Annotated in this window: 6 protein-coding genes; 1 reads left to right on the top strand and 5 read right to left on the bottom strand. The window is 63.4% G+C overall.

The genetic code is table 11. The annotated features are described in order from the left end of the window. Positions 1 to 17: 17 nt before the first annotated feature. From AC1DQQ_RS15260 to AC1DQQ_RS15250, 3 genes are all read right to left on the bottom strand, one after another. Entirely contained in the window at positions 18 to 2873 is a 2856-nt protein-coding gene (locus AC1DQQ_RS15260; RefSeq protein WP_478045662.1) for a M16 family metallopeptidase, read from the bottom strand. Between the two features lie 71 nt (positions 2874 to 2944). Further along, positions 2945 to 5083 carry a penicillin acylase family protein gene (locus AC1DQQ_RS15255; protein WP_478045661.1) on the bottom strand — a complete coding sequence of 713 codons (2139 nt, stop codon included), beginning with the start codon at positions 5081 to 5083 and terminating at the stop codon, positions 2945 to 2947. 268 nt (positions 5084 to 5351) lie between these two features. Then, complete coding sequence (locus AC1DQQ_RS15250) at positions 5352 to 7685, bottom strand: TonB-dependent receptor (RefSeq protein ID WP_478045660.1); 2334 nt, start codon at positions 7683 to 7685, stop codon at positions 5352 to 5354. A gap of 216 nt (positions 7686 to 7901) precedes the next feature. Here AC1DQQ_RS15250 and clpB point away from each other — a divergent pair, with 216 nt between their 5' ends. Further along, on the top strand, positions 7902 to 10481 hold the full coding sequence (clpB, locus tag AC1DQQ_RS15245; RefSeq protein ID WP_478045659.1) for an ATP-dependent chaperone ClpB: 2580 nt from the start codon (positions 7902 to 7904) through the stop codon (positions 10479 to 10481). Between the two features lie 73 nt (positions 10482 to 10554). Here clpB and AC1DQQ_RS15240 read toward each other — a convergent pair whose 3' ends face one another. Beyond that, positions 10555 to 13518, bottom strand: coding sequence for a TonB-dependent receptor plug domain-containing protein (locus AC1DQQ_RS15240; RefSeq protein ID WP_478045658.1), 2964 nt, complete (start codon positions 13516 to 13518; stop codon positions 10555 to 10557). Between the two features lie 273 nt (positions 13519 to 13791). After that, entirely contained in the window at positions 13792 to 16905 is a 3114-nt protein-coding gene (locus tag AC1DQQ_RS15235; RefSeq protein WP_478045657.1) for a TonB-dependent receptor domain-containing protein, read from the bottom strand. Between the last annotated feature and the right edge of the window lie 204 nt (positions 16906 to 17109).

Here is a 17109-nt window from a genome sequence, read left to right as displayed (position 1 = left end):
CTCTCCCGTGAATTCCGTCAGCGCGCGCCCAGCGACGCCGCAGGCACGACCTCGACAGGCAGCCCGACCTTGTCAAGCTGGGGCCTGACCGTCTTGGCATCGCCGACCACGACCCAGACCACCTTCTTGGGGTCGATCGCCTGCGTGATGACGCTACGGAGTTGGGGCAAAGTCAGCGCGCGATATCGGTCGGCGATGGTCGCGTAATAATCGTCCGGCCGTTTGTAGATAAAGTTCGACACCATCGCGCCCATCACCGCACGCGAGCTCTCGAAGCTGCCCGACAGCGAGCGAGTCGCCCCGGCGATCGCGCGATCATATTCCTCCTGGGTCATCGGCTTGTCGCCGACATAGGAGGTGACGTCGCTCATCGCCGCGACGATCGAATCACCGGTGCGATCCGCCTGGACGCCCGCCGAAATGATGAAGGGCGTCGCGCCCTGCGCGCGGGAGAAACGGCCGCTGGCGCCATAGGTCCAGTGCTTGTCTTCACGCAGGTCCATGTTGATCCGGCCGAGGAAACCGCCGCCCAACCCGTCATTGGCGGTGTTGACCGGGAGCAGCTCATCGGTCCCGACCAGGCTGGTCGGGATGCCGCCATAGATCACCGATTGCGGAGAATCCGGGCGATCGACCAGCAGGATTTTCGGCGCCGCGGGCGCGACCTTGACGACATCGTTCTTGGTCCCGGCCGCGCCGTCCACGGTCCAGTCGCCAAGGGCCGTATCGAGCGCCGTCTTGACCTCATCGAGCGGGCGGTCGCTGATCACGAACAGGGTCGCCTTGTCGGGGCGCAGCCAGGCCTGGCGGAAAGCGATCAAATCGTCGCGAGTCAGCTTGGCGACCGCATTGGCGTCGCCGCCACCGAACGACTTGGCGTAAGGCGATTGCGGGCCGTAGATCAGGCGGCCCATGGCGCGGCCGGCCAGAGCATTAGCGTTGGTCAGTTCCGATGCGATCCCGGCGAGCTGCTGGTTGCGCAGGCGATCGATCTCGGCGGGCGCGAACGCTGGGTTGCGCAGCACATCGGCGAACAAGGCCACCCCTGGCTTCAGGTTGGGGCTGGGCATGTCGATCGAAAAGGCCGTGCTGTCGCTGTCGATCCCGGCAGTGATGTTGGCGCCCAGCCGCTCCTGCGCTTCGGCATAATCGAGCGAATCGAGGCTGGTCGTGCCCGAGCTCATCGCCGCCAGGGTGAGTTGCTGCGTACCAAGAGCGGTCGGCACGTCGGCGGCGACGCCGGCGTCGAAATTGGCCATGATCCGGGTGACTGGGGTCGCGGTGCGCTGCGCGTAAATCAGCGTCACGCCGTTCGCCAGCTTGGCCCGCTCCACCTTGGGGAAGGTCAGGTTGGCGATCGATCCGACGTCCGGCAGCGCGCCGCGCGTGCCCTTGGCGGCGGGTTCGTCGGTGGCTTTGACCGCGACCGGCTTGGGCACCGCCGCCTCTTCATAGGCATCGCGCGGGCCCGGCACGATGTCGACGCCATAGACCGGGCGGCGGAGCCATTTGCCGGCGACAGCCTTGACCTTGGCCGGAGTCTCGACGGCAAGCTCGGCCATCTCCTTTTTGTAATGCGCGGGATCGTCCGAATAGAGCGCGCCTTCGGCCAGGGTGACGGCCTTGCCGCCGAATCCGCCGACCGATTCCAGCCCCTTCACGCGTCCGGCGATGCTGCGCACTTGAAAGCGCTGCACTTCGTCAGCGGTTGGGCCGGTCGCCAGGAAATCGGCGACGATCGCGTCGAGCCGCTTGGCGACCGCCGCGGCGTCGACGCCTGGGCGCACATCGACATTGATCTCGAAAATGCCGACCTGGCTGAAGCTCTGATTGCCCGCGCTGACCCGCACCGCGAGCTTCTCCTTGCGCACCAGCGCGTCATAGAGCCGCGAGCTGCCGCCCCCGCCGAGCACGCCCGCCGCGACGTCGAGCCCGACGCTGTCGGGGTCGTTGAGGCCGGGCACCGCCCAGGACCGGGTGATCCGGGTGGCCGCGACGCGATCCTTCATCACTTCGTATTTCGCGGTCGGCAAAGTCGGTACCGGCGCATCGGGCAGCACCGTCTTGGGGCCCGCCGGGATGCCGCCGAAATATTTCTCGACCAGCGGCCTGGCGGCAGCGGCATCGATATCGCCGGCAAGCACCAGCACGGCGTTGTTCGGGCCGTAATGCTCCTTGAACCAGCCCTTCACGTCGGCGAGGCTGGCGCTGTCGAGATCGGCCATCGAGCCGATCGTCGAATGCTCATAGGGGTGTCCCTTGGGAAACAGGCCGGTCAGCTGGCGATATTCGAACAGGCCATAGGGCTCGTTGTCGCCCTGGCGCTTCTCGTTCTGGACGACGCCACGCTGCTCGTCGAGCACGGCCTGGGTGATCGCGCCGGTCAGATAGCCCATGCGATCGCTCTCGAGGAACAAAGCGCGCTCGAGCGCCGGGGTCGGCACCGTTTCGAAATAATTGGTACGGTCGAAATAGGTGGTGCCGTTGAAATCGGTCGCGCCGACATTCTTCAAGGGCACGAAGAAATCGCCCGGCGCATTCTCGCTGCCGTTGAACATCAGATGCTCGAACAGATGGGCAAAGCCGGTCTTGCCGGCGGGCTCCATCTTCGACCCGACATTGTACCACACACTGACCGCCACCACCGGCGCCTTGCGATCGGTATGGACGATGACGCGCAAACCGTTCTTGAGCGTGAACTCGGTGAAGGGAATGTCGACCGACTTGGCGAGTACGCTGACTGGCGCGGCCGGCGGCAGCGTGGCGCGCTTGGCGGCTTTGGCGGCGGCGGGCTTGGTCTGTGCGGCGGCAAGATCGGGAATGGCGATCGCGAGCAACGCGACGCCGGAAAGCGCGAAAAGCTTGATGGTCATGGATGCCCCTGGTCGATCGGAAAGGAAAATCGGATGAAGCGAGGCTAAGTCGGCTTCGCGTCACTGGCAAGTCACGGGCGGTAGAGACGCTCGATATTTGCTTTGAGATCACGCGGATAGAACCAGACTGGTTTTAATTTGTGCGCGACGAACAAGGCCGATTGGTCGGTATAATGCGGAGAGTCGGGTCGTGTCGTCGCGGCCCCAAACGGCTGGATCGATCGCGACGAGACGCGGCCGGCTTTGTCCCATTGGACGAACATCACGAAGCTGTCGCCATGCTTGACCGCGAGCCGGCCATCAGGCGCTTCGTCCCAATTGGCGGTGGCGCGCAACACTTCGGGTCCACCGTCGAGCGGCAGATCGATCTTGCCCTGGCGCAACCGTATCATCGTGCCGAGCGGCGGGTCGAGCCGGCCGAACACGCGGCGGAGATAGCCGGTCGCCTCGACCAAAGTCGCGCGCGGATCGGCCTCGGGTTGGCGATTATAATGCCATTTCTGCCCCTCCTTCATCATCAATGCGCCGAGGGCGTCGGCCGGCCCCTTGCCGTCGAGCATCCAGTCCCATTGCCGCAGCAACGCCTGCGCCGCCGCCACCTGCTTGTCGCCTTTCGGATCGGCGGCGATCAGATCGGCGAACCATTTGCCGGTCCAGCCGCGATGGCTGACCCCGGTATCGAACTTGATCGCCTCGAGATCGGCCTGGCTGATCGCGGGGTTGGCGCTCATCAGTTCGAGCGCGCGGTTGTCGCGGTTGGTCGTGTCGGTCTCGATCCCCAGCAGCGGCGACCAGTCGGCCGGGTTCATCTCTGAACCCACGCCCGCCGACAGGAACGGCGTCGAATTGGCGTTGACCAGGAAACCCGATCGCGGGTTCACGTTGCGCGGCACCATCGCCCAGGGGACCGTCCCTGGCGCGTAATCGGCCGAGGTGTCGCCCGGCAGCACTTTCGAATAATCGAACCCCGGTTTCCTCTTCAGGAACGAGGCATTGTAGAAATAAGCGATGTTGCCGGCCGCGTCGGCATAGAGGAAGTTGGTCGCCGGCACGCCCTGGATCGCCATCGCGCGTTGCCAGTCGTCGAACGTCTTGGCCCGCGTGAGGCGGTAATATTGCTCGACCATCCTGAGCTGGTCAGCACCGGCATAACGGATCGCATAGGCACCCGATTTGGTCTCGACCACCGGTCCCTGCACCGCGCGATAGACCGCCTTGGGCACCGGCAAAACGAACGGTCCCCACAGTTTGACCGGCAGCCAGACCGTCTCTTTCTCGAGTGGCCGCCACTGCCCGTCGAAGCGGTAATGCGTGCCATCGCCGTCGAGCACGAGTTTGTAGGTATCGATCAGGTCCGGGCGATTGACCGTATTGGTCCAGCCCAAAGTCTCATTGTGCCCGAGCAGCGGATAAGGCGCGCCCGGCAGCATCGCCCCGGCGAAATTCCAGCCGGTCTTCGAATGGACGACGAGCTCGTACCAGGCGACCGCGCCACGCCAAGGCTGGTGCGAATTGGAGACGAGCCGGGTGAAGCCGTCCGACGATCTTTTCGGCGCGACGACAAAGGCGTTCGATCCGTTCTCGCGGCCATCGGGACCGACCGGCGTGACGTCCGGCGCGTCCGGCTGCGGCCCCGCATTTTCCTTCGGCAGCGGTTTATCGCCGACCAATGCGCCCAAGGTCGCATCGAGCCCGAAGAAGAACGGCGATCGCATCACGAAGCCGGTGGCGATGTCCTGTCCATTGACCGGGAACAGCCTGGCCAGCTTCACTTCACCCGGATGCCGCGCGGCATAGGCATTGAGGCCGGAGGCATAGCCATCGAGCAGTAAGCGAACGTCGGCCGGCTGCTTCAGATAATCGCGGTCGACCGTCTCGCGCGCATGGAGCAAATGGAGGACGTAATCGGTCTTCGCCCCATCGGCGCCGTCGAGCGCGCCGAGCCGCCCGCGCGCCATCGCGACGACCTCTTGCAGCGTGCTGAAATCGTCCTCGGCATGGGCATAAGCGATGCCGTAAGCGACATCGGGGTCGGTCGCCCCGAAGATGTGCGGCACGCCGAACTTATCCCGCGCGATCACCGTGTCGTAACGATGCGCCGGCGGCGCCTCGGCGCGGACCGCTGTCAGTGGCTCCCAGCCCGCCAGGCCGATAGCGATTAGAACGAGCAATACGGCCAGACCCAGACCGATCCGTTTCAGAATCCTCAAATCCCCCCGCTCCCCGCCGGTGTTGTGCGGCAGATGTGGGCGAAGCGTCGGGGTTTGTCACGGGGAACAAATTCCTCTCCCTTTGGGAGAGGATGGGGCCCGCTCGGCGCAGCCGAGTGGGAAGGTGAGGGCAAATAAAGGATGGGCTGCCCTCACCCTTCCGCCGCCTCTGGCGGCTCCCTCCCTCTCCCAATGGGAGAGGGAATTAGAAGAAAAAAAGGGCGCGCCACAAGGACGCGCCCCTCCCCTTTTCACCCGAAAACCAGGTTCAGAACTTGGTCTTGAGCGTGACGAAAAATTGCTGCGGCGCCCCCACCAACAGCGTCTGGTTGTCGCCGCGATTGCCGAAGCCGTTCGACCCGATCGTGGCGATATACTTCTTGTCGAACAGATTGGTCGCATTGCCCTGCAATTCGAACTTGCGGCCGTCGATATTGAGGCGGACGCCGATCGTCGCGTCGACCAGGACGCGGCCTGGAACCGACTGATCGTTCTCGTAAGTGAAGTAGCGCTTCGACATATAATTCGCGCCGATCCGCCCGAAGAACAGCTGACTGTCATAGGTGATCTCGCCCGAGGCGATGTGCTTGGGCGCGTCGACCACCGTCTTGTCCGCGGTGTTGGCGACCAGCACGCCTTTCGCGTCGAAGACGTTATCGCGATAGGTCGAGTCATTATAGGCGTAGGACGCGAACAGCCCGAAACCATAGGGCAGCTTGACCTGCCCCGTCGCCTCGATGCCGTACGACCGGACCGAGCCGACATTCTGCAGGATCGCTGGATTGCCGATGATCCCGGCGCCGTTGGCGAAGGCGATCAGGCGGTTCTGGAAATCGATATAATAGCCGGCGATCGAGCCGGTGAACGGCCCCGACCGCACGCGCACGCCGAGTTCGTACGTATCCGAGCTTTCGGGTTTGAGGTTTCCGAGATTGTTGAATCCCACCTGCGTCGTCGCGAACGGACCGCCGGTGGCCGAGGCGACGAAGGCGCGAGTCACTTCGGTGAAGCCGCCGAACACTTCCGCCTGGCCGCCGAGCTTGTAGACGAAGCCGGCATGCGGCTGGAACCAGTCGGTGGTCTTGATCTTGCCCTGGGCCAGTCCGCCCCCGACGATCGGCGTGGCGGTGGCGCGAACGTCATAGCCCTTCCAACCGAGATTGATCGTCAGCCGGCCGAACGTCAGCTTGTCCTCGACATAATATTGCACAGTGTCGGTGTGATATTGGAAATCCCATTGCGTCGCGAACGCGTAATCCTGGAAATCCAGGCTGTCGCGAGTCGAGGCCGTCAGGCTGCCGAGCCCGTAATAGCGGCGCGCCTGGCGGAAATCGTTGCGCTCATACCAGCCGCCGACGGTCAGTTCGCCGAATGCGCCGAGATCGCCGCCGACCGAGCCGAACACGCCCTTGCGCCGAATGTCATATTCGGTGGTGCGGACCGAGATCGGCACACCCGATGGTGAGGGCACGTACGGCGTGAACCAGATGCCCTGGCCGTGGTTCGAATGGTAATAGCCCTTCAGGCTCCACTTGATCTTCGAGTCCCCGCTGCTTTCGGCGCCGAGCGAAGCGAGATAGTCGTTGCGCAGGCCCGCCGCGTCGAAATAGGCATCGTCGGCATTGGCGATCGGCGCCGGCCAGGTCGTTCCCGCCGCCGGATTGAGCTTGGGCGCGCCGGTATAGCCGGTGTTCGCGCCGACATCGGCGACCTTGACCGCCAGCGGAAAGTCGTTGCTGATATTGTCCCAGCGCCAGCCCAACCGGCGGATCATGTCGAGCGACATGTCCTGATAGTCATTCTCGCGCCGCGCGGAGAAGTCGAACGTGCCGACCAGCCGGACGCCGGGCGCGACCGGCGCGACGAACTTGGCGTTGACCTGGCTCTGGCGTTGCGAGCCCCAGCCCTTCCACTTGTCGGTGTCGGCAAAGGCGTAGGAGACATAGGCCGACGGCCCGTTTTCGCCCAGCGTGCCGGTGTCGAGGCGGAAGAAGGCGCGGACCGCATTGTTGCTGCCATAAGTGCCGTTGGCCGTGACGCCGAACGTGTCGGTCGGGTTGGAGGAGAAGAATTCGACCGTGCCGCCGAGATTGTTGGTCGCCTGCGTCCCGATCGACCCGGCGCCCTGCGACACCCGCGTCTCGCCGATATTCTCCGAGCTGATCGCGCGGCTGATATGAAGGCCGTTGACGTTGCCATAGCTGCCGTCGCCGAGCGGAATACCGTCGAGGGTGAAGCCCAATTGGTTCTGGTTGAAGCCGCGGATCGAGACGCGCTCCGACCATTCATAGGCGCCGAACGGGTCGGCCGACTGGAAATTCACGCCGGGCAGTTTCGAGATCGCCTTGAGCGGGCTGGTGCCCGACGCCAGAATGTCGATGTCCGCCGCGCCGATCCGCTGCACCTGGCGCGATTCACCGCGCCCGATGACGACGATGTCGGTCGCGTCGGTCGCGTCGGTAGCGGTAGGCGCGCTATCGTCGGCCGCCGGCGCCGCGGCCGCGGATTTGTCGTCGGCAGCGGGCTTGTCCGCGGCTTGGGCGGCGAGCGGCCAGGACAGAGCGGTGCCGGCCAGCAGACAGGCGGATACGATGCGGATCATGAGACATTCCCTTTGGGCTACGTGGATCGTTCCCACTGGGCTCGCGCCTAGGCATGCTGCGTTGCACAATGGCGGCATTTGGGTTGCAGTCTGGAGAAAGGTCCGTGACGGACCCGTGACGATCGCAACCCAGGGCAGTTACGAATTGTGCCGACAAGCCTTGTGTTGCAAAGATGCAACACTAAATTCGTGGCAAGATTCGATCAGGGACCACCAATGAACCTCGAAAAATTTACCGACCGCGCCAAGGGCTTCCTGCAATCCGCGCTCACCGTCGCGATCCGCATGAACCATCAGCAGATCGCTCCCGAACATCTGTTGAAGGCGCTGCTGGAGGACGAGCAGGGCCTTGCCGCGGGCCTGATTCAGAAAGCTGGCGGCGACGCGAAAAAGGCGACGAGCGAAACCGATCTCGCTTTGGCCAAGATCCCCGCCGTGTCGGGCTCGGGCGCGCAGAGTCAGCCGGGACTCAACAACGATGCGGTGCGCGTGCTCGATCAGGCCGAACAGATCGCGCAGAAAGCGGGCGATAGCTATGTCACCGTCGAGCGGCTGCTCGTCGCGCTCGCGCTCAGCCTCAACACGGCTGCCGGCAAGGCTATCAAGGCGTCCGGCGCGACACCGGAGGGCATCAACGCGGCGATCAACGAGCTACGCGGCGGGCGCACTGCCGATACTGCAGGCGCCGAGGACCGCTATGACGCGCTCAAGAAATTCGCCCGCGACCTGACGCAAGCGGCGCGCGATGGCAAGCTCGACCCGGTGATCGGCCGCGACGAGGAAATCCGCCGCACGATCCAGATCCTGGCGCGCCGCACCAAGAACAACCCCGCGCTGATCGGCGAGCCCGGCGTCGGCAAGACCGCGATCGCCGAGGGCCTGGCGCTGCGCATCGCTAATGGCGACGTGCCCGATACGCTCAAGGACCGGCGGCTGATGGCACTCGATCTCGGCTCGCTGATCGCGGGCGCCAAATATCGCGGCGAGTTCGAGGAGCGGCTGAAGGGCGTGCTCGACGAGGTGAAGGGCGCCGAGGGCGACATCATCCTGTTCATCGACGAGATGCACACGCTGATCGGCGCAGGCAAGACCGATGGCGCAATGGACGCGTCGAACCTGTTGAAGCCGGCGCTGGCGCGTGGCGAGCTGCATTGCGTCGGGGCGACCACGCTCGACGAATATCGCAAATATGTCGAGAAGGACCCGGCGCTGCAACGGCGGTTCCAGCCGGTGTTCGTCGGCGAGCCCACGGTCGAGGACACGATCTCGATTCTGCGCGGGCTCAAGGAAAAATATGAGCTGCACCACGGCGTGCGGATCACCGACGCCGCGCTGGTCGCGGCGGCGACGCTCAGCAACCGCTACATCACCGACCGTTTCCTGCCCGACAAGGCGATCGACCTGATGGACGAGGCGGCGAGCCGGATCCGCATGGAAGTCGAGTCCAAGCCGGAGGAGATCGAGACGCTCGATCGCCGTATCATCCAGCTCAAGATCGAGCGTGAGGCGCTCAAGAAGGAGACCGATGCGGCGTCGAAGGATCGCCTCACCAACCTCGAAGGCGAACTCGCCAATCTCGAGCAGCAGTCGAGCGAGCTGACTCAGCGCTGGCAGGCCGAAAAGGACAAGATCGGCGCCGAGGCCAAGCTCAAGGAGCAACTCGACGCCGCGCGCATCGCGCTCGACCAGGCACAGCGATCGGGCGATCTCGCCAAGGCGGGCGAGCTGTCCTACGGCACCATCCCGCAGCTCGAAAAACAGCTTGAGGCGGCGCAGGGCGCGACCGTCGGCGCGATGCTGCGCGAGGAAGTCACCGCCGAGGACATTGCCGGCGTCGTCAGCCGCTGGACCGGCATCCCGGTCGACCGGATGATGGAAGGCGAGCGCGCCAAGTTGCTCCAGATGGAGCAGCAGCTCGGCAAACGTGTGATCGGCCAGGCCGATGCCGTGCGCGCCGTCTCGACCGCGGTGCGCCGTGCCCGCGCCGGGTTGCAGGATCCCAACCGTCCGCTCGGCAGCTTCCTGTTCCTCGGCCCGACCGGCGTCGGCAAAACCGAGCTGACCAAGGCGCTGGCCGAATTCCTGTTCGACGACAGCGCGGCGATGGTCCGGATCGACATGAGCGAGTTCATGGAGAAGCATTCGGTCGCCCGCCTGATCGGTGCACCGCCGGGCTATGTCGGTTATGAGGAAGGCGGCGTTCTAACCGAAGCGGTTCGCCGGCGGCCGTATCAGGTCGTGCTGTTCGACGAGGTCGAGAAGGCGCATGGCGATGTCTTCAACATCCTGCTCCAGGTGCTCGACGACGGCCGCCTGACCGATGGCCAGGGCCGCACGGTCGACTTCACCAACACGATCATCGTGCTGACCTCCAACCTCGGCAGCCAATATCTGTCGAGCCTGGGCGACGGTGAGAGTGTCGCTTCGGTCGAGCCGCAAGTGATGGAGATCGTCCGCGGGCATTTCCGCCCGGAATTCCTCAACCGGCTCGACGAGATCGTGCTGTTCCACCGGCTGGGGCAAAGCGAGATGGCACCGATCGTCGACATCCAGGTCGAGCGCGTCGGCAAGCTGCTCGCCGACCGCAAGATCGCGATCGACCTGACCCAGGCCGCGCGCGACTGGTTGGGGCGTGTCGGCTACGATCCGGTCTATGGCGCCCGGCCGCTGAAGCGCGCGGTCCAGCGCTATCTGCAGGATCCGCTCGCCGACCTGATCCTGTCGGGTGAGGTCAAGGACGGACAGACGGTCAAGGTCGATGAAGGCGATGGCAAGCTGACCCTGACGGTCGTCTGACCCGCCATCACCGGATAAAAAAGGGGCCGCTCCATCGCTGGAGCGGCCCCATTTTTTTGGCTTTTGGCGGGGATCAGAACTTGAAGTTCGCGCCTGCGCGGAAGTAGCGGCCGACGATGCCCGTCTGGGTCCAGGTCGGATTGTAGTTGGCCGCCGCGCCGGCATAATTGGCGGGGTTGAGCGGCGCCGATGCGTCCAACACGTTGATCACGTTCACGTAGAAGGTGAACTTGTCGTTGACCTTGAACTGGGCAACCAGGTCCAGGTCGAAGAACCCCTTGGTGTGGCAGAAGGTCTCACCGGGATTGTAGAGCTGGTCGGCACAGGTCGTAGCCGTGGGGCCGTTCTGATCGGTAGCGATCGTCTTGTACCCGCTGACATAATAAGCCGTGCCGGTCAGCGTGAACTTTCCGACCTCAAGGCTATTCTGCCAATTGGCGCGCCAGCGCGGCGTGCCGGCGCCCGACGACAGAATGTACGGCGCCTGGGTGCCGACATAATCGAGGACGTTCCCGTCACCACCGTCGAAGCGGTAGTAGAAGATTTCCGTCCCTTCGAGGCGGCTCGTCAGCTTCGCGCCGCCAAGCGGGATACGCGCCTCGAGCGACACGTCTACGCCCGACGTCTCGAGCGACGCCGCGTTGGCGTATGGCGAGTTGACGATCAGCACCTTGCGGATCGCGTTCGGGAACTGCGGATCCGGATCGTCGAGGACCAACGAATAGCCCGCGGGCAGCGCCTGACCCGAATAGTAATTGTCGATGGCGACACCCGACAGCGGGCCGCCCGAAATCACGTCGGTCTTGCGGATATTGTAATAGTCCGCGGTAAAGCTCAGCCACCGTGTCGGTTCGATCACCACGCCACCGGTGAAGCTACGCGACTTTTCCGGTTTCAGATTCGGGTTCGACGCGCTGTTGAAGCCGATCGAATAGGGCGACACATAAGCGTTGCCGCCGGCGCACCCATCAGGAGTCGCGACGCCGCCATGCGCAATGATCGCCGAACAGGGTGGCGTCGCAGAGGTATAGCCGATCACCGCGCCGTTCTGCGATTCCGCGAAGCTCGGCGCGCGGAAACCGCGCGAATAGGTACCGCGGATCATCAGCTGTGGGATCGGGCGGAACTTGAAGCCCGCCTTGGGCGAAAAGTTGCTGAACCCGTCCGAATAGTGGTCGTAGCGCCCCGAAAGGTTGATATCGACGGCCTTCACTACCGGGGCGTCTACTTCGAAATACGCCGAGTAGATCGTGCGCTTGCCCGACGCGGTCACGGCATTGAGGCCGAGGAACGCGTTGTTGGCATTGGCATTCGGGTTATCGAGTGTCTCACGCCGGATCGAACCACCGACGCCGACCTGCAGCGGGCCGCCGGGAAGCTGGAACAGCTCCTTGGTCAAATTGCCCTGGATCATGTACAATTCGCTCTTCGCGGTAGTGATCGCGTTGGGCGAAATGGCATCGATCACAGACTGCGGAGTCGCTGACGGGTTCACGAAATTGTACGTGCCGTTGAGGACCGCCGAGGTCAGGCCGGCAATGTTGATATAGCCGGCATTTGTGCCCTTCAGGTCGCTGCGCGCATAAGTGGCATCGACCGAGTAGGTCCAGCCGTCGCCGAACTTGCCGCTGATGCCACCGGCGACCCGATAGACGTCGTTTTCGGTGGTCGCCCGCTGGATGAGCTGCGGGAAGGCGAAGGAAAGCTGCGCATCGACGCAATCGACGCCCTCAGTGCAGCCAGCCACCGCATAGGGGTTGTTAGGATTGACCTGCCCATTGGCGAGAATGGCCGGCAGCACGAGGTTGGTGGTGTTGATCGGATTGCGCTGGCGCACGGAGAACGGCGCAGCCTCCGAATAGACCTTGCTGTGGTAATAGGTGCCGGTCAGATAGGCCTGCGCATTGCTGCCGACATTGGCGGTCAGGTGGGCGGTGGCGCCGTAGCGCGTCTGCTCGGGCTGGAGCGTGCCGTACGGAATGGTATTCTCTTCGCAATAATCGCCGGTCGCGTCGCTGTGCTGAATCGTCAGGCCGTTGGTCGCACAGCCGCCGGGATTGAGGATCCGCGTTGCCAGCGGATCGCCCGCCCCATCGACCAGGAACTGACCGGAAAAGATATCGCCGGGTACAGCCTCCATCGCCGGGCGGACGACAGCGCTCGTTGTGCCGAGACGCGTGCCGAACCCGCCGTCCGCACCGACATTGCCGTTGATGCCGCCGATCGAGCTGAGGTCGGCGGTATTGTACGGGAACTTGCGGTTCGCCGCCGAGATCATCTCGTCGTGCTCGTATTCGCCGGTGAGATAGATATTGAAGCCCTGGGTCGACAGATCGCCATAGCCGTAGGTCAGCGTCAGGCGTTGTTCGCCACCGTCACCACGCTCCGAAATACCACCTTCGGCCGTACCCTCGAAGCCCTTGATTTCCTTGCGGGTGATGATGTTGACCACGCCGCCGATCGCGTCCGCGCCATAGGTCGACGAGGCGCCGTCCTTCAGCACCTCGATCCGGTCGATATTGCTCTTCTGGATCGAGTTGAGGTCGACGAACGAGCGCTGACCGTCATCGGCATAGGGATAGCTGGTGGTACGGATACCGTCGATCAACACGAGCGTCGAGTTGACGGTCAGACCACGCAACGACACGCCCGCACCGCCCGAGCCAAACCCATTGGCGAATGCCGACGGGATCGAGCCGGAATTGTCCGCGGAGATCGACCGAATAGCATCGGCCACGTTGGTGATGCCGGCCTTTTCGAGATTCTCGTTCGTCAGCGTGGTGATCGGCGACACGGTATCCCGGTTGGAACGGAACAAAGTGCCGGTGACGACGATATCGCCGCTGCTCGCGGACTGGTCGTCCTGAGGCGCCGCGGGAGCGGGTTCGGCCACGGGCGCGGGCGCCGGGGCGGGCGTGTCCTGGGCAAAAGCGGGGGCAACGTACAACGCCGCCGACGCGCCGGCGCCGCACAGCACGAGCGCACGCCAAGCGGCGCCTCCGCGAAGCGAACGCGAAACAGTCGTGTTGATTTTCACAAGGTCTTCCCTTTGCCTGGCCCGTCCGTTCCCCCTTGCGGTGCGAGCGTCGCCAAGCCCCTGCGAACCGCCCTCCCAGGCCCGTTCGAGGCAATGGGCGGGGGATGGAACCTGTGCGGAAAGGTGTAAAGCCGGCATGGATCGCCGCGCATTGGTTTCGTTCCGGCTGTAGCAAATTGGCCACACGGCGAAGATCGACTGGAGCGCAACCAAAAATGGGGCCGCTCCATTGCTGGAGCGGCCCCGATCAACTCAGTCGATGAGAGCGAGGATCTAGAAGTCGACCTTCGCGCCGACGCGGAAGAACCGACCGGTAAAGCCCTGGCCTTCCCAGGCCACGTTGTAATTATAGCCGAGGTTGTACGACTGGCCGGGGTTGAAGTCCGGTTTCGCGCCAAGGATGTTCAGCGCGTTGGCGTACAACGTAAAGTGATCGGCGATCTTCGTGCTCGCGGTCAGATCGAGCGTGACGAAGCGCTTGGCTCGGCACTTGAAGATCGTCCCGTCGGCATAGGTGGCCGCCGAAACACCGCCATTGGCGTCGCAATCGCCCTTGATGCCACCGTAATCGATCGACGCCATGTCATAGCCGCTGGTGTAGTTCACCGTGGCGCTCAGGTATGTCTTCCCGAAATCCAGCGTGTTGGTCCAGGTGCCGCGCCACTTCGGCGCACCCGAGCACGACGTGATGTCGCACGGGCTGAGCGTGCCGTCATAACGCTGGACGCCTGTCGACAGGTTTTTCTCCAGCTTGATCAGGTATGACGCGTCGACCCGGCTGGTGAAGCTGATGCTGCTACCGATCGGGAAGCGCGCAGTACCCGAAAAGTCGAGACCCGAAGCGGTTTCAGAATCGGCGTTGACGAACGAATATTGAATGAAGCCCAGCAATGGCAACGCGTTGGGATGATCCGGATCCTTGATGCCCGGAAGCACCGTCAGGCCAGGAATGTTCACAACGCCGTTATTGGCATAATAGGCATCCTCCACACCCGAATAATCGGGGTTGGTGATCAGGCCCTTGATCTTGATGTGCCAATAATCCGCAGTGAACGAGAAGTTGCGGTTCGGCTCAATAACGATACCGCCGGTATAGGACGTCGATTTCTCCGGCTTCAGCGACGGATTCCCAACGGCGGTCAGGCCATAGGAGTAAGGCTGGGTGGCATAGGCATTGCCGCCGTGGGCGGCGATGAACGCCGGATCGCTGACCTGGGCTGTGATATAGCCGGTCGTCGGCAGACCATAAGCCTCGTTAAAGCTCGGAATGCGGAAGCCCTTCGAGAAGGTACCCCGCAGCTTGATTTCCTTGATCGGCTTGAAGATCGCGGTGAACTTCGGCGAGAAGTTCTTCTGCCCCGACGAATAGTCGTCATAGCGCCCCGAAGCGTTCAGGCTCAGCATATCCACAATCGGCGCCTCGACTTCGAAGAAGGCCGACTTGACGTTGCGGCTGCCGGTCGCACCCACGGCGTTGACGCTGTAATAGCGATCGGCCGGGTTGACCTCGTTGGCCGGGTTGGCGCTCGGGTTGGTGATCGATTCCTTGCGGTACGATACGCCGACCGCCGCCGACAATGGCCCGCCCGGAAGCTGGAACAGATCCTTCGACAGCGTTGCCTGGGCTTGCCACAGGTTCGAGCGTGAGTTTGTGACGTTGGTCGGCGCGATATAATCGCGGATCGCCTGCGAGTTCAGCGATGGATTGATGAAATTGAAGCTGCCGTCGTTGATCACGTCGACCAGATGCTGGGCATAGAGGTAGTTCTTGTTGGTGATCTTCAGGTCGACCTGCGACCAGGTGAAGTCCGCCGCATAGCGCCAGTTATCGCCGAAAGAACCATTGACGCCCGCCGACGCGCGATAGGTACGTGCATCCGACAGCGTGATACGCGGCTGGTCGTAACGGTAGTTCACCCGTGCGAACTGGCCGCTGGCGGCATAGGGATTGTTCGGGTTGAGCGTACCGTTGGCTGCCGTGCAGGCGACGGTCGTGCCACGCGGGCAGACATAGACCGGCAACAGCACCGGGCTTAGCGTGAACTGCGTACCGCCCGCTGCGGTCTGGCCAGCGAACGACAGCGGAGCAATCGACGTGTCGGTCTTCGTCTGATAGAAATTGAACATCGCATAGGCCTGCGCCTTGCTGCCCAAATTGACCGTGCCACGAATGGTCCCGCCCAAACGTTCGACTGTAGGCTGCTCTTGGAGATAACGGTTGACGTTGTCTTGCTGACACTGCTGCGCTCCGTTCGTCACCCCGGTATAGCCGACGTTGTTGAACGAGTAGCTGCCGTCGGTGTTCTGGGTGAACCTAGGCGCCGCCGACCCTTGCTGGGCGGCGTTGAGCGTGACGGATGTCAGATTTCCGCACCCTGCCCCAGGATTGGCGAGCTGCCACGGCCCCATCGCCACGGTGCCGGGCGCGAACGTGTGGCTGGTGCCGCCCGGATCTACAAAGGTTAGGGTGGTCGTATTATAAGGACGGATTGCGGGAACCATGGTCGATCCAACGCCCGGGAACGAGCCGTCGCCCTGAATGCCGTTTACCACGCCGTTGTTGAGGCAGTTCCCGGGCGCGTTGCAGATGCTGCTCAGATCAGCGCCGTTATAGGGAAACTTGCGGTCACGCGCGTAAAGCGGATCGTTCTTCTGGTACTCGACATTGGCATAAATGTTGAAGCCCTGCTCCGACAGCTTGCCATAGCCGACCGTGCCGCTCAGGCGCTGCTCGCCGGCGTCGCCATATTCCGAAATGCCCGCCGACCCGTCGAGGTGAACGCCGGTAATTTCTTTCTTGACGATGACATTGACCACGCCGGCGACGGCATCGGCGCCATAGGTCGACGACGCGCCATCCTGCAGCACTTCGATGCGATCGACGATTCCGCTGGGAATAGTGTTGAGATCGACGAAGTTACGATGGCCGTCATCCGCCAGCGGATACGGTGCGCTGCGCAGACCGTCGAACAGGGTCAGCGTGTTGCCTGTGGTAAGACCGCGCAGCGACACTGCGGTGGCGCCGGTCGCGAAGTTGAAGCTGTTCCAGCTCTTGTTCATCGAGCCGGCGTTGTTTGCCGCCAGCGAGTTGATCGCGTCGGCCACGGTATTGAGGCCACGTTTGGCCAAATCGTCCGAGGTCAAGGTCGTCAGCGGCGCGGCGGTCGCAGTCGCCGAATTGCGCAACAGCGTACCGGTGACGACGATTTCGGGCGCTGCCGCCTGATCGTCCTGCGGCGCGGGCGCGGCATCTGTCGCCGGAGCCTGGGTGTCCTGAGCGAATGCCGGAGCGGCGAACAAAGCCGCCGACGCGCCGGCGCCGCACAGCATCAGCGCGCGCAAGGCCGCGCTTCCGCGGAGCGAACGCGAAACAGTCGAGTTGGTCACGAGATATTCCCTTTGCCTGGCCCGTCCCTTGCCCCCCAATTCAGGTTCGAGCGTCGCCAAGCCCCTACGAACCACCCTCCCAGGTACATTCGAGGCCAATGCCCGCACCGATTAAGCTTGGCTTCCTCGCTGTAAAGCTAGGTTTGACAAGTTCGGGCGCGTTTGGCCGCGCCTGTAGCAAAAAGGTCACAAGGTCTGCGCGAG

This window comes from Sphingomonas sp. P4_G3 (assembly GCF_056401105.1).
The sequence above is the reverse complement of the archived record's forward strand: the minus strand, read 5'-3'. Positions and strand labels throughout refer to the sequence as shown.